Annotated in this window: 15 protein-coding genes; 11 read left to right on the forward strand and 4 right to left on the reverse strand. The window is 68.5% G+C overall.

Going from position 1 to position 18,604, the window contains the following annotated elements:
* The first annotated feature begins 85 nt into the window (after nucleotides 1–85).
* Both HNR28_RS09150 and HNR28_RS09155 read left to right on the forward strand, forming a co-directional pair.
* Nucleotides 86–406 (forward strand): nucleotide pyrophosphohydrolase, encoded by a 321-nt coding sequence (locus HNR28_RS09150; RefSeq protein ID WP_151024197.1) that lies wholly within the window; start codon nucleotides 86–88, stop codon nucleotides 404–406.
* Entirely contained in the window at nucleotides 403–2,589 is a 2,187-nt protein-coding gene (locus tag HNR28_RS09155) for a DNA/RNA helicase domain-containing protein (protein WP_151024196.1), read from the forward strand. The genes HNR28_RS09150 and HNR28_RS09155 overlap by 4 nt, the downstream gene beginning before the upstream one ends.
* Before the next feature lie 34 nt (nucleotides 2,590–2,623).
* Here HNR28_RS09155 and HNR28_RS09160 read toward each other — a convergent pair whose 3' ends face one another.
* Entirely contained in the window at nucleotides 2,624–3,247 is a 624-nt protein-coding gene (locus HNR28_RS09160) for a glutathione S-transferase family protein (RefSeq protein ID WP_151024195.1), read from the reverse strand.
* Between the two features lie 170 nt (nucleotides 3,248–3,417).
* On the opposite strand from HNR28_RS09160, the gene HNR28_RS09165 reads away from it, so the two are divergent.
* Nucleotides 3,418–4,662 (forward strand): MFS transporter, encoded by a 1,245-nt coding sequence (locus HNR28_RS09165; protein WP_052355953.1) that lies wholly within the window; start codon nucleotides 3,418–3,420, stop codon nucleotides 4,660–4,662.
* 14 nt (nucleotides 4,663–4,676) lie between these two features.
* Nucleotides 4,677–5,324, forward strand: coding sequence for a tRNA-(ms[2]io[6]A)-hydroxylase (gene miaE / locus HNR28_RS09170; RefSeq protein WP_151024194.1), 648 nt, complete (start codon nucleotides 4,677–4,679; stop codon nucleotides 5,322–5,324).
* A gap of 99 nt (nucleotides 5,325–5,423) precedes the next feature.
* Here miaE and HNR28_RS09175 read toward each other — a convergent pair whose 3' ends face one another.
* The 3 genes from HNR28_RS09175 to HNR28_RS09185 form a co-directional block, all read right to left on the reverse strand.
* Entirely contained in the window at nucleotides 5,424–6,035 is a 612-nt protein-coding gene (locus HNR28_RS09175; RefSeq protein WP_043684506.1) for a LysE family translocator, read from the reverse strand.
* 181 nt (nucleotides 6,036–6,216) lie between these two features.
* On the reverse strand, nucleotides 6,217–6,852 hold the full coding sequence (locus tag HNR28_RS09180) for a trimeric intracellular cation channel family protein (protein WP_277355910.1): 636 nt from the start codon (nucleotides 6,850–6,852) through the stop codon (nucleotides 6,217–6,219).
* Between the two features lie 44 nt (nucleotides 6,853–6,896).
* Nucleotides 6,897–7,931, reverse strand: coding sequence for a LacI family DNA-binding transcriptional regulator (locus tag HNR28_RS09185; RefSeq protein WP_043684504.1), 1,035 nt, complete (start codon nucleotides 7,929–7,931; stop codon nucleotides 6,897–6,899).
* A gap of 249 nt (nucleotides 7,932–8,180) precedes the next feature.
* On the opposite strand from HNR28_RS09185, the gene HNR28_RS09190 reads away from it, so the two are divergent.
* The 7 genes from HNR28_RS09190 to mgtA all read left to right on the forward strand — a co-directional run bounded on the left by HNR28_RS09190 (nucleotide 8,181) and on the right by mgtA (nucleotide 18,586).
* Nucleotides 8,181–8,981, forward strand: a complete 801-nt coding sequence (locus HNR28_RS09190) for an SDR family NAD(P)-dependent oxidoreductase (protein ID WP_151024532.1) — start codon at nucleotides 8,181–8,183, stop codon at nucleotides 8,979–8,981.
* 121 nt (nucleotides 8,982–9,102) lie between these two features.
* Nucleotides 9,103–10,140, forward strand: coding sequence for a TRAP transporter substrate-binding protein (locus HNR28_RS09195; RefSeq protein WP_151024531.1), 1,038 nt, complete (start codon nucleotides 9,103–9,105; stop codon nucleotides 10,138–10,140).
* Between the two features lie 2 nt (nucleotides 10,141–10,142).
* Nucleotides 10,143–12,041 carry a TRAP transporter large permease gene (locus HNR28_RS09200; protein WP_151024535.1) on the forward strand — a complete coding sequence of 633 codons (1,899 nt, stop codon included), beginning with the start codon at nucleotides 10,143–10,145 and terminating at the stop codon, nucleotides 12,039–12,041.
* Nucleotides 12,042–12,115: 74 nt separating this feature from the next.
* A complete protein-coding gene (locus HNR28_RS09205) occupies nucleotides 12,116–12,655 on the forward strand; it encodes a VOC family protein (RefSeq protein WP_151024530.1) in 540 nt (179 codons plus the stop codon).
* 67 nt (nucleotides 12,656–12,722) lie between these two features.
* Nucleotides 12,723–14,003, forward strand: a complete 1,281-nt coding sequence (locus HNR28_RS09210) for a ribulose-bisphosphate carboxylase large subunit family protein (protein ID WP_151024529.1) — start codon at nucleotides 12,723–12,725, stop codon at nucleotides 14,001–14,003.
* The gene (locus tag HNR28_RS09215) at nucleotides 14,000–15,304 is read left to right on the forward strand and encodes a four-carbon acid sugar kinase family protein (RefSeq protein ID WP_151024528.1); all 1,305 of its coding nucleotides are present in this window, start codon (nucleotides 14,000–14,002) and stop codon (nucleotides 15,302–15,304) included. The genes HNR28_RS09210 and HNR28_RS09215 overlap by 4 nt, the downstream gene beginning before the upstream one ends.
* A 516-nt stretch (nucleotides 15,305–15,820) precedes the next feature.
* Nucleotides 15,821–18,586: a magnesium-translocating P-type ATPase gene (gene mgtA / locus HNR28_RS09220; protein ID WP_151024527.1), complete on the forward strand. Its 2,766-nt coding sequence runs from the start codon at nucleotides 15,821–15,823 to the stop codon at nucleotides 18,584–18,586.
* Nucleotides 18,587–18,604 lie beyond the last annotated feature (18 nt).

Consider the following 18,604-nt stretch of genomic DNA (forward strand, 5'->3'; position numbering starts at 1 on the left):
CTTCCCGGATAGGCCGCTGTCTGGGCACGTCTTGTATCACGCTATCGTTCTTTAGAATACGTTGTTCCGGCAGAAGGCTAAGGAAATGGACCAGATATTAAAAAGGTTGCGCCAGTTTCGCGATGATCGCGACTGGAAGCAGTTTCATAACCCCAAGGACCTGGCAGTGGCCCTGAGCATTGAAGCCAGCGAGCTGCTGGAGGCCTTTCTCTGGAAGGCACCCGAAGATGCCGATCCCGAGAAGGTCAGGGAGGAACTGGCGGACGTGCTGGCCTACGCGCTGCTTCTGTCGGATGCCTACGGCTTTGACATCCAGCAAATCGTCCTGGATAAAATCGAACGAAACGAGGAAAAATACCCGGTCGACAAAGCCCGGGGCAGCGCAAAGAAATACAACGAACTATGAGTCAGCCGGACCTTGTTGAAGTCAACCGATACGGGTTTTCAACAGAAGCCCTGGCAGGCATACAGGCCAATGCTTACGCCGCCGGTCATTGGCCGCTGGTCTACATCCTCAGCGACGGTGCCACGAGCAATGCCTATGTCGGTGAAACCACCGACACGCTCACCCGGCTGAATACCCACCTCAAGCACCCGTGCAAGAAACAGCTGACCACGGTGCACCTCATCAGCAGCGAGCGCTTCAATAAATCCGCAACGCTTGACATCGAATCCTCGTTGATCAAATATATGGCGGCCGACGGCTGCTTCAGGCTGCTGAACGGCAACCTGGGTCTGGTCGATCATAACTACTTCCAGAAGGATGAACTTTATTCGGCGATCTTTCGGGAGACCTGGGACAAGCTGCGGACACAAGGCGTTGCCTCGCGTTCTTTGGAGGCCATCGACAACTCCGATGTCTTCAAGTATTCGCCCTACAAATCCCTGTCATCCGACCAGCGCCAGAGCTTGATTGAAATCATGCGGGCGCTGCTGGATCCGGGACTGAAGAACCTGGTGGTGGAAGGCGGCGCAGGCACCGGAAAGTCCGTTCTGGCCATATTTCTGTTCAAGCTGATCCACACCGACGATACCGGACTGGATCTGCGTGAGTTTTCCGAAGAGGAAACCGAGCTGCGGGAACTGCTGGCGCAGTTCAAGACTCTTTGCTCCCAGCCGCGCATGGCCCTGGTCGTGCCGATGGCATCCTTCCGGGAGACCCTGAAAAAGGCATTCGGACACATCGTCGGCCTGCACCCGGACATGGTCATCAGCCCTTCAGAACTGGCACGGCAGCCCTACGATGTCGTGCTGGTCGATGAATCGCACCGGCTGCGCAAACGGGTCAATCTGGGGTCTTACTACGGCGCCTTCGACAGGGTCTGCGCAACCTTGGGACTGGACAAGCACACGTGCAGCGAGGTCGACTGGGTCACCCGACAGTCGAAAAAGGCTGTCTTTTTCTACGACGCGGACCAGACCATCAAGCCGTCCGATGCCAACGCCAGCGATTTCCAGGCCATCAAATCGTCGCCCGGCTCGAGGGTCATGATGCTGGTTTCCCAGTTCCGGGTCCAGGGGGGACGGCACTATGTGAAATTCCTCGACGACCTTCTGAACCTGCGCCTGACCGGTACCGGGAAATTCCATTCAAAGAAATATGAGTTCCTGGCGTTCGATGGCATATCGGACATGGTGCGGGAGATCGACCGGCGGAATCAAACCCACGGCCTTGCACGCCTCATTGCCGGCTATGCCTGGCCGTGGGTGTCGAGAAAAAATCCGAGCGCATACGATATCGAGATCGCGGATGTCCGACTGCGCTGGAACCGCACCAACATCGACTGGATCAACACCCCAGGAGCCGAGCACGAGGTTGGCTGCATCCATACCACCCAAGGCTATGACCTGAACTATGCGGGCGTCATCTTCGGCCACGAAATCCGCTATGACGCGCAGCGGAACCAGATCGTCATCGACAAAGGCAACTACCATGACCGCACCGGCAAGCAAACCATACATGACCCGGATGAGCTGAAGCGGTACATCCTCAATATCTATAAAACCATCATGCTGCGGGGCATCAAGGGAACCTTCGTCTACGCTTGCGATGAAGGCCTGCGCAACTACCTGAAGCGGTACATAGCCACCTACGAGACCAACGTCATCCCGCTGGCCAGGCCGGCAGAAAAGCTGGAACCTTACGTCAATGCGGTTCCTCTCTACGACTTGCAGGCCGCCGCAGGCGGTTTCAGCGGGCTTCAGCATGTCGAGCATGAAAACTGGGTCGCCGTGCCGCAGGGCTTGCCGGTGGGAAGAGATATTTTCGCCTGTCGGGTGGTCGGAGAGTCGATGAACAAGATCATTCCGAACGGTGCCATCTGCCTTTTCCGTCTGAACCCTGGCGGCAGCCGGAACGGAAAGATCGTGCTGGTCGAGTGCGCCGAGGTCCAGGATGATGATTCAGGTTCACGATATACCGTCAAGGAATATCAGAGCCTCAAGATTGACACCGAAGATGGATGGCAGCACCAGAGAATTCTCTTGAAACCCCGCTCATACAATCCCAACATGGCGACGCTCGAGATCAGCAGCGACGACGAACATCGTTATCGTGTGGTCGGAGAGTTCTTGGGCGTGATCGATTGAGGCACATCATGAACCGCAGTGACCATGCCTCCCCTCAAGCCACCCCATTCCCCCCATGTTCCCTGAACCCGGGCCGCTCCCCCAGCCGCCGGCAGTACGCCTCGACCGCCGGCAGCGAAGGATGGTCGAAGGGCGTCTCGAACCAGCGGTTCACGGACAGGCCGATGGCGATGTCGGCCAGGCTGAAATCGGTGCCGGCCACGAAGGCTCCAGTCTCGGCCAGGCGGCCGTCCAGGATTTTCATGAAGCCGGTCCAGGCTTGCAGGGATGCCTCGACCTGATCGGCATCCGTATGGCTGGGCGATCGCCGGCCCAGCGCCATGAACGCATAGCTCCAGGACCGGTTCAGGTCGGACGCCTGCCAGTCCAGCCATTGGTCCACCCGGGCGCGCGCCCGGGCCTCGCGCGGGTACAGGGCCTCGTCGCCCTGGCGGTTGGCGAGATAGCGGATGATGCTGTTCGATTCCCAGAGCACGAAATCCCCGTCGAGCAGCACCGGCACCATCGCGTTGGGGTTGAGCGCCCTGAATTCATCGACATGGGTATCGCGGAACCCCGCGCCCCAGTCTTCCTGCCGCCAGTCCAGGCCGAGTTCGTCGCAGGTCCACATGACCTTGCGGACATTGATGGAGGCGCGTTTTCCGAGAATGGTCAGCATGGCATGTCGGTCCGGGCGGGGCGGGGTGGTTGCGGGATGTCGAGCATGAGCTTACCCCGGGCCGCGGGCGTCAGGGTGTCGTCAGCGATCGGGCCGCGCCAACTGTTAATCTAACGGTCCAAGGGCTGCGGGCGAACGAACCCGCGCCCGCATTCCCAGGCCCTTTCTCCATGCCCGCCTCTCCATCCCCCGACGCCGACGACCACTATCGCCTCACCGTGCCCCTGCTGCTGACCGTGGCGCTGGTGGGCGTGTTCGCCTTCATCCAGGTGTACTCGGTGCAGTCGATCCTGCCCGAATTGCAGCGGGACCTGAACGCCACGGTGGTCGAGATCGGCAATGCCGTGGGGATGACGGTGCTGGCGGTGGCGCTGATCTCGCCCTTCATCGGCATGCTGTCCGACGCCTTGGGGCGCAAATGGCTGATCACGGTGTCGGTGTTCGCGCTGGCCGTGCCCACGGCGCTGATGACGCAGGTGCAGTCCGTGCACGGATTGCTGGTGCTGCGCTTCCTGCAGGGGCTGGCGGTGCCGGGCGTGTCGGTGGTGGCGATCGCCTACATCGGCGAGGAGTTCCGCGGCGCCGCGATGGTGCGGCTGGTCACCGGATACGTCACCGGTTCGGTGCTGGGCGGTTTCCTGGGGCGTTTCCTGATGGGGCACCTGACCGAGTTCATGGCCTGGCGCACGGCGTTCGGGGCGATGACGGCGATCAATCTGGTGGGCGCCTGGCTGGTGTGGCGCGGCCTGCCGCCTTCGCGCCATTTCGTGGCCAATGTCCGGATCGCCGACAACCTGGCGTCGCTGGGCCGGCTGCTGCGCAATCCCGCGCTGCAGGTGGCGTGCGCGCTGGGCTTCACGGTACTGTTCGCGCTGGTCGGGCTGTTCACCTTCGTCAACCTGCACCTGGCGGCGGCGCCTTATCGTTTCAGCCCGGGCGACCTGGCCAACATCTTCAGCGTCTATCTGCTGGGGGTGGTGATCACGCCGCTGGCGGGGCAGGTGATCCCGCGCATCGGCTCGCGGCGCACGGTGCTGGCGGCGGTGGCCGTGTCGGCGCTGGGCGTGCTGGGCTCGCTGGCGGCGCCGGTCTGGGCCATCGTGGCTGCGCTGGCCGTGACGGCCTGCGGGGTGTTCGTGACGCAGTCGGCGACGATGAGCTTCATCGCCCACCGGGTCACCAGCGGCCGCTCGCTGGCCAGCGGCCTGTACTACGGGGCGTATTACTGCGGCGGCTTCGCGGGCGCCTGGAGCTGCGGCGTCGCCTATACCCTGGGGGGCTGGCCCGGCACCGTGGCCACGCTGTGCGCGGTGCAGGCGCTGGGGTGGCTGATCGCCTGGCGCTTCATGCCCGGACCCGCGCCGTCGCCTGTGGCGAGCGGGGCGCCTCGCCCCGGATCCTCCACCGACCGTTGAATCCCGAGTCCCGGATGAACCTGCCCGAACTGCCCGCCGATCTGATTGAATTCCTGCCGTGCCCCACGCCCGCCGCCTGGGTCGAGGCCGCCCTGGCGCAGCAGGATGTGCTGCTGCTGGACCACCGCAACTGCGAGCTGAAGGCGGCCGCGACCGCGATGAGCCTGATCGCGCGCTACGGCCAGGACGCCGAGCTGTCGGCGGCGCTGTCGAAGCTGGCCCGCGAAGAACTGGTGCACCACGAGCAGGTGCTGCGCATCCTGAAGCGGCGCGGCATCGCGCTGCGGCCGCTGACGGCCAGCCGCTATGCGTCGGGCCTGCGGGCGGCGGTGCGTACGCACGAGCCGGCGAAACTGATCGATACGCTGATCGTCGGGGCCTTCATCGAGGCCCGCTCCTGCGAGCGCTTCGCCGCGCTGGTGCCGCACCTGGACGAGGGACTGGCCGCGTTCTACGCCGGGCTGCTGCAATCGGAAAGTCGCCACTACCAGGGCTATCTGCGGTTCGCCCGCCGCTTCGGCGAGGCGCGCGACGTGGAGCGCGCGGTGCTTCGGATCCGCGCGGTGGAACAGGAGCTGATCGAGTCGCCGGACGCGGAATTCCGCTTTCACAGCGGCTGCCCGGCCGCCATGGAAGCGGGCCGGGACGGCAGGGTGACCTGAGGCGGCGCGGACCGGGCCAGCGGCGCGGCACGGACCAGCCCCGCCGCGGCGCCCGCCCAAGGCAGGGCGTCCGGCGCCGGCGCGCCGGCGCCGCGCGCGCTACATCCCCGAACTGCCGACCTTGGCCGCCAGGCCCAGCAGCACCACGCCGATGGCGCGGTCGAACCAGCGCAGGCGGGTGCGCAGCCATTGCAGCATGCGCGGGGCCGAGAACAGGGTGGCGACCAGGGCGAACCACAGCAGGGATTCGGCCACCAGCACGGTCCAGACCACGGCCAGGTGGGCTCCGCCCAGGTCCGGCGTGACCGCCTGGGACAGGATGGAGCCGAAATACAGCATGGCCTTGGGGTTGAGCAGGTTGGTGAAGAAGCCGGTCACGTAGGCGCGCCGTCCGCCCAGGGCGGCGGAGCCCGACTCGGGCATGTGGCCCTTGGAGCGCAGGCACTGGATGCCCAGCCACATGAGGTAGAGCGCGCCGGCGATGGACAGGGCGCGCGACAGGCCCGGCAGGGCGGCCAGCACCAGGGTCAGGCCCAGCAGGCTGACCAGGGTGTAGACGCCGATGGCGCTGGCGACCCCCGCCGCCGCCCACAGGCCGGCGCGCCGGCCCGAGACGATGGACAGGCGGGTGACGACGGCGAAGTCGGGGCCGGGCGAGACCAGGGCCACGGCGTGGATCGTCATGACGAGCAGCAGGGTGTGCAGAAACATGGGGATCCCCAGGGACGGGAAGGGCGGACAAGGAATGATTGTCGCGCAAACGCCGCTCCGGCGCATCGGGCGCCGTCACATCCCGCGCCGCCCGGGTCGGCACCCGATGCGCGACGCCGGCCGCGCGCTGCGGACTGCGCGGCGCACCGGGGGGCGGTACTGGCGCCCGGCGCGCCCCGCGTCAATGCAGGTCGCGCGTGTAGACGAATTTGGGCATGCTCCAGCCGAAGCGCAGGGCCAGCAGCCGCAGCGCCAGGCCGACCGCCAGCGCGCCGGCGGTGACGGTCTCCTGGTGCAGGTCGAGCGCCAGGCCGCCGACGTACAGGGCGCCCGCGACGATGGACACCGTGGCGTAGAGCTCGGCGCGGAACAGCAGCGGGACTTCGTTGCACAGCACGTCGCGCAGCACGCCGCCCACGCAGCCGGTGATCATGCCCGAGACGATGGCGATGCTCCAGGGCAGGCCCAGGCCCAGGGCGATGTCGCAGCCGATCACGGTGAAGACCACCAGACCGACGGCGTCGAGGAACAGGAACAGGTGCCGCAGCGGATGGATGAAGCGGGCCAGCGCGATGGTGACCAGGGCCGCGCCGCCGGTGATCAGCAGGTAGGACGGGTGAGCGATCCAGGACAGGGGGTGGTGGTCCAGCAGCAGATCGCGCACCGAGCCGCCGCCCAGCGCGGTGATGCAGCCCAGCAGGCACACGCCCAGCCAGTCCATTTCGCGCCGCCCGGCCGCGAGCGCGGCGGTCATGGCCTCGGCGGCGATGGCGATAAGAAACAGGGCGTGCAGGAGTTCGTTGGTGATCGGGCTGATGGACAAGGGAGGCTCCGTTCGGGTGCGCGGGAACTGGACAGATACTACGGCAGATTTTCCCGGAAGATCACGTCCATGCGCGTGGCTTCGACGCCGGACAGCACGCTGCGGTGCTCGCGCAGGTTGGTGAAGATGCGGATGCTGTTGAGCAGGGTGGTCAGCGGCGTCTGGTTGATGACGGCATCCATGCTGCCGTCGATCAGCAGGGCGCGGGTGTCGGGCGTCAGGCCGTGGCCGATGAAGACGATGTCGTGCTGCCGGCCGCCTTCCTTCAGCGCCTGGCCGATGCCTTCCGCGCCGCCGCCGATGTTGTAGATGGCGGCCAGGTCCGGGTGCTCCTTCAGCAGGGCGGCGGTCTGGCGGTAGTTGGCCCGCGTGTCGTCGTAGCCTTCCCGCAGGCCGAGCACGCGCATGTGCGGGTACTGTTCGGCGAACAGGCTCAGGAAGCCGGCCTCGCGCTCTTCGTGCGCGCGGTAGCTGAGCGAGCCGGCGATCAGGGCGATCCTGGCGGGCCGCGACGGCCCGACGAAGCGGGCGATCAGGTGCGCGGCCGTGCGCCCGGCCGCCCGGTTGTCGAGGCCGACGTAGGCGGCGCGGCGCGAGTGCGTCAGGTCCGACACCAGCGTCACGCTGGGGATGCCGCGTTCGGCCAGCTCGGCCACGGCGTCCCGCACCTTGGGATCCTCCAGGGCGATGAAGGCCACGCCGTCGCTCTGCCGGCCGCGCCGCCGCAGGATGCGGGCCAGGGCGTCGGGATCGAAGCTGTCCACCGGCGCGACGCGGCAGCCGACGTTGAAGGGCGCCCAGTGCTCCTGGGAGTGCCGCACCCATTCCCCGAGCATCTGCAGGAACCGGCTGCTGCGGTCCGGCAGGATGAACAGCAGGCGCATGGGCGGCGGCGCCATGGCGGCGTACAGCTGCGCCTGCGGCAGGTATTCCAGCTCGGCGGCGGCTTTCATGACGCGCTGCAGGGTGGCGTGCCGCACGCCCGGCCGCCGATGCAGGACGCGGTCCACCGTGGCCGGGGAAACGCCGGCCAGCCGGGCGACGTCCAGCAGGGTGGGCAGGGAAGAGGGCATGGGGCGGCTCCTGTCGATCGATGCGCCCGCGGACGCGGCGGCCCGCGGGCGGGACGGCACCGGCGCAGCACCGATACCGTACCGGTGTTGCACCGATGCCGCCCCGGAACAGAATACCGCGATCCGCGATGAGCACCTCAAAACACATCAAGAAACCGGCTTCCCGTTTTGGCCGCGGCGCCCCTATCCTAACCACAACAGTCCCGGGACGACACCGGGACGCGAGACGAGGCAGACAAGGAAAGCAGGATGGAAACTCGAGGCAGGCTGGCGGACCGGGTGGCGCTGGTGTTCGGCGCGGGATCGGTGGGCGAAGGCTGGGGCAACGGCAAGGCGGCGGCCGTCGCCTATGCGCGGGCGGGGGCGCGGGTCGTGGCCGTCGACCGCGATCCGCAGGCGGCGCAATCGACCTGCGAGCTGATCCGGGCCGAAGGCGGCGACGCCCTGGACCTGCAGGCCGACGTGATCGACCTGGACCAGATCCGCTCGGTGGTGGACCAGGCGCTGGCGCGCTACGGCCGGATCGACGTGCTGCACAACAATGTCGGCATCACCTCCCGGGGCGGGCCGGTCGAAACCGGCGAGGACGTCTGGGACCGGGTGATGGCGGTCAACGTCAAGAGCATGTTCCTGACCTGCAAGGCGGTGCTGCCGCACATGGAGGCGCGCGGCCGCGGCGCCATCGTCAATATCGGCGCCCTGGGCGGGGTCCGCTGGGCCGGCTATGCCTATTGCGCCTATGCGGCCTCCAAGGGGGCGGTCAATTCGCTGACCCAGAGCGTGGCCCTGCAGTACGCGGCCAAGGGCATCCGGGCCAACTGCATCCTGCCCGGCGTCATGGACACGCCGCACATCTACCAGCAGATCGCCGGGTTCTACCCGGATGCGGAGGACATGGTGGCGGCGCGCAACCGGCTTTCGCCCACCGGCCGCATGGGCGACGGCTGGGACGTGGCCCATGCGGCCGTGTTCCTGGCTTCGGACGAGGCGCGCTACATCAACGGCGTGGAGCTGTTCGTGGACGGCGGCCTGCACGCCCGCTGCAACTAGGGCTCGTTCACATCCATCGAGGAGATCCCGACCGGCGCCGGACGGCCGGACCGGATGTCTTTCAACTTTCGATATCGCCGGCCTCGACGCCGGCACGCGGTACCCCACAGGAGACGGAGACATGAATCAATCCCGGAAGACCTACACGCGCCGCGGCGCGCTGCGCACGCTGGCGGGCCTGCCGCTGGCCGCCTCGATGATCGGACTGCCCCGGTTCGTGCGCGCCGCCGCGCCCGAATACGAGTTCAAGTTCGGCAACAACCTGCCCACCAGCCATCCGCTGAACATCCGTGCGCTGGAGGCGGCCGCCCGCGTCGCGGAGGAAAGCAAGGGGCGGATGGCGGTCAAGGTGTTTCCCAACAACCAGCTGGGCGGGGACACCGACATGCTGGCCCAGGTCCGCAGCGGCGGGATCGAGATGTTCAATGCCGGCACCATGGTGATCGCCACCCTGGCGCCGATCAGCGCGATCACGGCCATCGGCTTCGCCTTCGCCGACGATGCGGAGGTCTGGAAGACCGTCGATGGCGATCTGGGCAACGGCATCCGGGCCGCCTTCGCCAAGGTCGGCCTGCATACGCTGGAAAAGATGTGGGACAACGGATTCCGCCAGATCACCACCAGCACGCGGCCGGTGGCGACCGCGGCCGACCTGGAAGGCATGAAGATCCGGGTGCCGGTCAGCCCGATGGGCATTTCGCTGTTCAAGGCGCTGTCGGCCGCGCCGACCAGCCTGCAGTTCAGCGAGGTCTATTCCGCCTTGCAGACCAAGGTCGTCGATGCCCAGGAAAATCCCCTGGCCATCGTGGAGACCGCCAAGCTGTACGAGGTGCAGAAATACTGCTCGCTGACCAACCACAGCTGGGATGGCTACCATCTGGTGATCAACGGCCGCGCCTGGCGCGCCCTGCCCGACGACCTGAAGGCGATCTACACGCGCGCCTTCAACGAGGCGGGCCTGCAGCAGCGCGCCGACCTGGCCCGGCTCAACACCACGCTGCAGGACAAGCTGAGCGCCAGCGGCATGCAGTTCAACGCCGCCGACGCGCAGAGCTTCCGCGAGCAGCTGCGCAAGGCCGGGTTCTACGCCGAGTGGAAGCAGAAGTTCGGCGACGAGGCCTGGGGCCTGCTGGAATCCTCGGTCGGCAAGGTGTCCTGATGATGGCGAGCCACGACGCCCCCGCCGCCTGGGAGGCGGGCGATCCTGGAAGGGAGGCGGCGTCGGCCGGCGCCGGCGCGCTGGCCTGGCTGGACCGCGCCCTGGGCATCGTCTCCGAATGGCCGGCGATGCTGCTGGTGCTGGCCGAAGTCTGCGTCCTGCTGTCGGGCGTCGTGGCGCGCTACGTCTTTCACGAGCCGATCGTCTGGTCCGACGAGCTCGCGGCCATCCTGTTCCTGTGGCTGTCGATGCTGGGCGCCGTCATCGCGCTGCGGCGCGGCGCGCACATGCGCATGACCGCGCTGGTATCGCGCTGCGCGCCCGGGACGCGCCTGTTCCTGGACGCCTTCGCCCTGGCCGCCGCCCTGGTGTTCCTGGCGCTGCTCCTGATGCCGGCCTGGGAGTACGCGGCGGAAGAGGCCGTCATCGTGACTCCGGCGATGGAGATCAGCAACGCCTGGCGGGCCTCGGCCCTGCCGGTGGGGACCGTGCTGATGCTGGCGGTGTGCGTGGTGCGGCTGCTGCGCTGCGGGCCGGCCGGCAAGGTGCTGCCGGCGGTGCTGGCGGCCGTGGGGCTGGCGCTGGCCTTCTGGCTGATGGGGCCGCTGCTGATGCCGCTGGGCAAGCTCAACCTGGTGATCTTTTTTGCCGGGGTGGTCGGCGCCTGCGTCTTTGCCGGCGTGCCCATCGCGTTTTCCTTCGCCCTGGCGACCTTCGGCTTCCTGGCGCTGACCACGCGCACGCCAATGGTGGTCCTGGCGGGCCGGCTGGACGAGGGCATGTCGCACCTGATCCTGCTGGCGGTGCCGCTGTTCGTGCTGTTGGGCATGCTGATCGAGATGACCGGCATGGCTCGCGCCATGGTCCAGTTCCTGGCCAGCCTGCTGGGCCACGTGCGCGGCGGCCTGAACTACGTGCTGATCGGCGGCATGTACCTGGTGTCGGGGATCTCGGGGTCCAAGACGGCCGACATGGCGGCGATCGCGCCGGTGCTGCTGCCCGAGATGAAGAAGCGGGGCGCCAAGCCCGGCGACCTGATCGCCCTGCTGTCGACCACCGGTGCGCAGACCGAGACCATCCCGCCGTCCATCGTGCTGATCACCATCGGCTCGGTCACGGGCGTGTCGATTTCCGCGCTGTTCACGGGCGGCATGCTGCCGGGGCTGGTGCTGGGCCTGGCCCTGTGCGTCATCGTGCGGCGGCGCTACCGGAACGAGGATCTGAGCAATGTGCCGCCGATTTCCCGCAGCCAGATCGGCCGGACCTTCCTCGTCGCGCTGCCGGCGCTGGCCCTGCCGTTCGTGATCCGCGCCGCGGTGGTCGAAGGCGTGGCGACGGCCACGGAGGTGTCCACCATCGGCATCGCCTATGCCGTGCTGGCGGGGCTGCTGCTGTACCGCCAGTTCGATTTCTCCCGCCTGCCCGCCATCCTGGTCGAGACCGCGACCCTCTCGGGCGCGATCCTCTTCATCATCGGCTGCGCCACGGGCATGGCCTGGGCGCTGACGCAATCGGGCTTCGCCCACGACCTGGCGGAGGCCATGACCGGGCTGCCGGGCGGGAAATACACCTTCATGGCGGTTTCCCTGGTGGTGTTCATCGTGCTGGGCAGCGTGCTGGAGGGCATTCCCGCCATCGTGCTGTTCGGCCCGCTGATGTTTCCCATTGCGCGGGCGGTGGGCATCCATGAGGTGCAGTACGCCATGGTCGTGGTCCTGGCGATGGGCGTGGGGCTGTTCGCGCCGCCGTTCGGGGTGGGCTATTACGGCGCCTGCGCCGTGGGGAAGGTGGACCCCGAGGAAGGGGTCGGGCCGATCTGGGGATACATGTCCGCCCTGATCGTCGGCCTGATCCTGGTCGCGGCCATTCCGTGGATCTCCATCGGCTTCCTCGATTCCTGATTCCTCCCGATTTCCGATTTCCGATTTTTGATTCCCGATTTTCGATTCCTGATTCCTTTTCTGGGAGCATGTCTATGAGCCGGTTCTTCGGCCAGATCCGCCAGCTGGGCTACGTGGTGCCCGACATCGAGGCGGCCATGGAATACTGGAGCAAGACGCTGGGCGTCGGCCCCTGGTACTACAACCCGCGCGTGCCCATCGCCAACTACCGCTATGGCGGCGAGGCCTACGAGCCGCACAATTCCGTGGCCCTGGCCAATTCCGGCTTCGTCCAGGTGGAGCTGATCCAGACGCGCAACGACGTGCCGTCGATGTACCGCGACTTCCTGCGCGCCGGACGCATCGGCCTGCAGCACGTGGCCTACTGGACGGAAGAGTACGACGCCGACCTCGAACGCCTCCTGGCGCAGGGCTTCCAGCCGAAGATGAGCGGCGAGGTCGGCGAACGCGGGCGCTTCGTCTATTTCGACACGGAATACCACCCGGGGACCGTGATCGAGCTGTCGGAGGTCGCGGGCCCGAAAGGCCGCCTGTTCCAGACGATCCGCGAGGCGGCGGAAGGGTGGGACGGCCGCGACCCGGTGCGCCCGTTTCCCGATCTGGGGGTGGCATGAGCGCGCCGGGCCGCCCCAAGCGCGAATTCCCCCTCGGGGGGAAGGCGCGTAGCGCCAAGGGGGCAGCATGAGCTGTAATGAAGACCGCATCCTGGCCGGCTACGTGATCGAGACGCCCCTGGATCCCGCCGCCGTGGCGGAGGTCATGGCCGGCGAGCAGTCCTGCGGCACCTTCACCCGCGTGGCCGGGGAGACCGACGAATTGCGCGCGCGGGCGCGCGCCACGGTGGAATCGGTCCGGCCGCTCGACGAAGCGGACCGGCCGAGCCTGTCCAATGCCTTCCTGGAGCGCCGGGGGGTGCAGGGGCCGTGGCGCCGGGCGCGCATCGAGATCTCGTTTCCGACGGCCAACATCGGCGCCAACCTGCCGACGCTCGCCAGCACCGTGGCGGGCAATCTGTACGATCTGGGCGAAGTCACGGGCCTGCGCCTGGAGACTCTGCGCGTGCCGGCGGCCTATCGGGCCGGCTTCGACTTTCCGCGCGCCGGCATCGCCGGCACGCGCCGCGCCGCGGGGGTGCCCGAGGGCGCGCTGGTGGGCACCATCATCAAGCCCAACGTCGGCCTCTCGGCCGGGCAGACCGCCGAACTGGTGGGGCGCCTGTGCGCGGCGGGCGTGGATTTCATCAAGGACGACGAAGTCTGCGCCGACCCGGCGCATGCGCCGCTGGCCGAGCGCATTCCCGCCGTCATGCGGGTGGTGCGCGCGCATGCCGAGCGCACCGGCAAGCGGGTCATGGTGGCGTTCAACATCACCGACGAAACCGATGCGATGCGGCGCCATGCCGACTTGGTCGAACGGGAAGGCGGCTCCTGCGTCATGGCCAGCCTGAACGCCTGCGGCTATTCCGCCATCCAGAGCCTGCGCCGCCATACGCCGCTGGCCCTGCACGGCCATCGCAACGGTTTCGGCGCCCTGTCGCGCCATCCGCTGCTGGGCATCGGCTTCCAGGCCTACCAGACGCTGTGGCGCCTGGCGGGGGTGGACCACATGCACGTCCATGGCCTGCGGGGCAAGTTTTCCCAGTCGGACGCGGAAGTCGTCGAGGCGGCGCGCGACTGCTACACGCCGCTGGCGCGGGGATCGGCGCGCGACGATACGGTGATGCCGGCATTCTCGTCCGGCCAGTGGGCCGGCACCGTGCCGGCCACCTGGGAGGCGATCGGCCGCGACGACCTGCTGTTCATGGCGGGCGGCGGCATCCTGGCCCATCCGGACGGGCCCGCCGCGGGGGTGGCCAGCATCCGCCAGGCCTGGGCGGCGGTCCGTGCCAGCGTGCCGCTGGCCGAGCAGGCCCGCCAGGCGCCGGAACTGGCCCGGGCGCTGGCGTTCTTCGGCTCCCGATGAGCGCGGCCGCGCCGCGCCTGGCGTTCTACGGCGACGATTTCACGGGCGCCACCGACGCGCTGGCCACGGCCGCGCGCGCGGGCCTGCGCGCCCTGCTGTTCTTCGGCGTGCCGACTCCCGCGCAGCTGCGGCGCGTGGGCCCCCTCGACTGCCTGGGGATCGCCGGGGCGACGCGGGCCCTGGCGCCCGAGGCGATGCGGGCGGCCCTGCTTCCCGTCGCGGCGTTCTTCCGCGAACTGGCGCCGGGCGTGATCCATTACAAGGTCTGCTCCACGTTCGACAGCGCGCCGCAGGCGGGCAACATCGCCGTGGCCGTGGAGGCGCTGCGATCGGCGGCGCCCGGGGCCGGTCCCGTGCTCGTCGTGGGCGGCCAGCCCAGCCTGGGGCGCTATTGCCTGTACGCCCAGCTGTTCGCGGCCGCGGACGGCGAGGTCTACCGGATCGACCGCCATCCCGCCATGAGCCGCCATCCGGTCACGCCCATGGACGAGGCCGACCTGCGGCGCCATTTCTCCCGCCTGGGCCTGGAGGGCGTGGCATCGCTGGACTATCGGACCTGCGCCGCGGGCGCGTCCGCCGTGATCGAGCGCCTGGGCGCACTGCGCGCGGCCGGCGCGGCGGCCGTCCTGTTCGATGTGGCGCAGGTCGGGGATCTGGCGCCGATCGGCGCGGCGCTGGCCGGACTGGCCGGCCGCGAGCCCGTGCTGGCGGTCGGGCCCAGCAGCGTGATCGAGGCCTTGAGCACCCAGTGGAGCGCGGGCGCGGACGCGGCGGCCGATGGCGTGTCGCCGGCGCAAGGACCGGTCCTGCTGCTGGCGGGCAGCCTGTCGCCCATGACGGCGCGGCAGGTGGCGGCCGCCGGATCCTATCGCCGGGTCCGTCTGGACCCGCGGCGGCTGGCGGACGAGGATCCCGCCTACCGCGACCGGATCGCCCGCCGACTGGCCGCCCATCTGCGGGACGGCGATCATGTGCTCGCCTGGATCGGCAATGCGCGGGGCATGCGCACGGCCGGCGTCCAGAGCCATCGGCTGGCTCGCGCCGGCGGCCGGCTGCTGGACGCGGTGTTGCGCGAAACGCCGCCGGCGCGCCTGGGCGTGGCGGGCGGGGACAGCTCCAGCCTGGCGATGCAGGCCCTGGACGCCTGGGGACTGTCCTACCTGCGGCGGATCGCGCCGGGCGTCGCCCTGTGCCGGCTGCACAGCGACGCGCCCGCCCTGGACGGCATGGAGGTGATGCTCAAGGGCGGGCAGATGGGGGCGCCCGACCTGTTCGAGCGGTTCGTGCATGGGTCGGACTGAGTTTTCCTGTCCGAGTTTTCCTTGCCCGCGCGCCCCGGCCCGCATTAAAATTCCGCCGTCTTCACTTTCCGGAGTTCCTCCTGTGGACTTACCCAGTTGTCGATTCCTGGTCGACTTCCCGCAGGCAAGGTAACCGCGAGTCTTCTCGCCGCCTTGCCCGCAGGGCAGGGCGGCAGTCCGGACGGCCCTTCCAGGCCTCCGGTTCATCCCCCTGAATCCGTATCGCCGCTTCCCGCAAGCGCTTCCGTCCGCCTCGGTGTGTCCCGGGCCGGATGGCCGCGTTCCATGGAATGCGCCCGGGCGCCGCGCGTCCGGGCGGCGCCGGCGTGCGTGCGGTCGTCCCGCATGTTTTTCCGAAATCAGAACCCTACGTCCTGAATGCCATGAACCCCGACCCTCAGCCTCGCAAGCCACCGTCCTGATTTTTCCGGGGTGGTGGCGTCAAAGGAATTTCCCGGACCCGCACGGCCGCATGCGGCGCGGTGACGCGTCCGGGAGAGCCCAAGGAGAACAAGAATGCACATCACCATCCTGAAGAACCTCTTCGCGGGCTTTCTGCGCGCCCGCCGCATGACCCGGCATTTCGGCCGGCGGATCATGCTGGATACCGTCGTCCGCACGGGTGTCGGCCGCGAAGCGCCGGACACGCTGTCCCGCACCCTTGCCGAAGCGGCCCTGGACGACCGCGACGCGCTGCTCGCCCGGCTCGGCAGCCATGCCGACGGCCTGACCGAACGGCAGGCCGAGGCGATCCGCGCGCGGACCGGCTTCAACGAGGTCGGCCACGAGAAGCCGCTGCCGTGGTGGCGGCACCTGTGGCACTGCTACCGCAATCCCTTCAACCTGCTGCTGACCCTGCTGGCCGCGATCTCCTGGTGGACCGGAGACCTGGAGGCCGTGACCGTGATCGGCACGATGGTGGTGTTTTCCACGCTGCTGCGCTTCTGGCAGGAAGCCCGCTCCAGCCGGGCGGCCGATGCGCTGAAGGCGCTGGTGGGCAACACCGCGACCGTCGCGCGGCGCCCGGCCTCGGCCGATGCCGCGCCCCATGCCGAGACCTATTTCGGCGTGCGGCTGGCGGTGGACCCGGGGCGCGACGTCGAAATGCCGGTCCGGATGCTGGTGCCGGGCGACATCGTGCGGCTGGCGGCGGGGGACATGATCCCGGCCGATTGCCGGGTGCTGTCGGCCAAGGACCTGTTCGTGGCGCAGGCCGCGATGACGGGCGAATCCCTGCCGGTGGAAAAGTTCGCTGAACAGGCCGGCGCGTCGACCCGCAACCCCCTGGAACTGGACGACATCCTCTTCATGGGCACGAACGTGGTGTCCGGCTCGGCGACGGCCGTGGTGCTCGCCACCGGCGACCGGACGTACTTCGGCGCCCTGGCCGGCCGCGTGCAGGCCGTGGACCGCGGGCCGACCTCGTTCCAGATGGGCGTGAACCAGGTGAGCTGGCTGCTGATCCGCTTCATGCTGGTGATGGCGCCGCTGGTGCTGCTCATCAACGGCTACACCAAGGGCGACTGGGGCGAGGCCCTGCTGTTCGCGCTGTCCATCGCGGTGGGGCTGACGCCCGAGATGCTGCCCATGATCGCCACCTCCACCCTGGCCAAGGGGGCGGTCGCGCTGTCGCGCCGCAAGGTCGTGGTCAAGCGCCTGGACGCGATCCAGAACCTCGGCGCCATGGACGTGCTGTGCACCGACAAGACGGGCACGCTCACCGAGGACCGGATCGTCCTGGCGCGGCACGAGGACGCCTGGGGCGCCGCCTCGGACCGGGTGCTGGAACTGGCCTGGCTCAACAGCCGCCACCAGACCGGGCTCAGGAATCCGCTGGACGAGGCCGTCCTGGAACGGGTGGAGACCGGCGCGCCGCCCGGCCAGGCCGCGTCGTACCGCAAGATCGACGAGATTCCCTTCGACTTCGAGCGCCGCCGCATGTCGGTGGTGGTGGCCGGCGCCGATGGCCGGCACCTGCTGATCTCCAAGGGCGCCGTGGAAGGGATCCTGAAGGCCTGCGACCGGGTGCTGCACGACGGGGTGGAAACGCCGCTGACGCCCGAACGGCTGGAACGGGTGCGGGCGGTGGCCTCGGCGCTGAACGACGAAGGCCTGCTGGTGGTCGCGGTGGCGTACCGGATGCCGGAGCCCGCGCGCGAAGCCTATGGCGTGGCCGACGAGCAAGGGCTGGTGCTGGCGGGCACCGTCGCCTTCCTGGATCCGCCGAAGGAGTCCGTGCCCCAGGCCCTGGCGGCCCTGGCCGCGCACGGCGTGCCGGTCAAGGTGCTGACCGGCGACAACGAGCGGGTCGCGGCCAAGGTCTGCAGCGACGTGGGCCTGGCCCCGCGCGGCGTGCTGCTGGGCGGGGACGTGGAGGCCATGGACGACGCCGCGCTGGCGCGGGCCGTGGAGTCGCACGACGTGTTCGCCCAGCTCACGCCCATGCACAAGGAGCGCATCGTGCGGCGGCTGAAGGCCAACGGCCACGTCGTCGGCTTCCTGGGCGACGGCATCAACGACGCGCCCGCGCTGCGCGCGGCCGACGTCGGGATCTCGGTGGACACGGCCGTGGACATCGCCCGCGAGGCGGCCGACATCATCCTGCTGGAAAAGAGCCTGATGGTCCTGGAGGAGGGTGTGGTCGAGGGCCGCCGCACCTTCGCCAACATGCTGAAATACATCAAGATGACGGCCAGCTCGAACTTCGGCAACGTCTTCTCGGTGCTGGTCGCAAGCGCCTTCATTCCCTTCCTGCCGATGCTGCCGATCCACCTGCTGGTGCAGAACCTGCTGTACGACGTGTCCCAGTCGGCCATCCCCTTCGACCGCGTGGACGAGGAGCAATTGCGCCGCCCGCAGCGCTGGCAGCCCGGCGAGATCGGCCGCTTCATGCTGTTCTTCGGTCCGATCAGCTCGGTGTTCGACATCCTGACCTTCGCCATGATGTGGTTCGTGTTCGGCGCGGACACGCCGGCGCGGCAGACCTTGTTCCAGTCGGGCTGGTTCGTGGTCGGCCTGCTGACCCAGACCCTGATCGTGCACATGATCCGCACGCCCAAGGTGCCTTTCGTGCAGAGCCGGGCGGCCTGGCCGCTGCTGGCGATGACGGCGGCCATCATGGCGGCGGGCGTGTTCCTGCCGATGGGACCGCTCGCGCCGGAACTGCGGCTGCAAGCCCTGCCGCCGCTGTATTTCGCGCTGCTGCCCCTGATCCTGCTGGGCTACATGGGCCTGGTGCAGGCGATGAAGGGCTTCTACGTCCGCCGCTGGGGCTGGCAGTGAGGCGGGGGCGGGCGCCCC

Source organism: Castellaniella defragrans (assembly GCF_014203015.1).
Lineage (GTDB): Bacteria > Pseudomonadota > Gammaproteobacteria > Burkholderiales > Burkholderiaceae_B > Castellaniella > Castellaniella defragrans.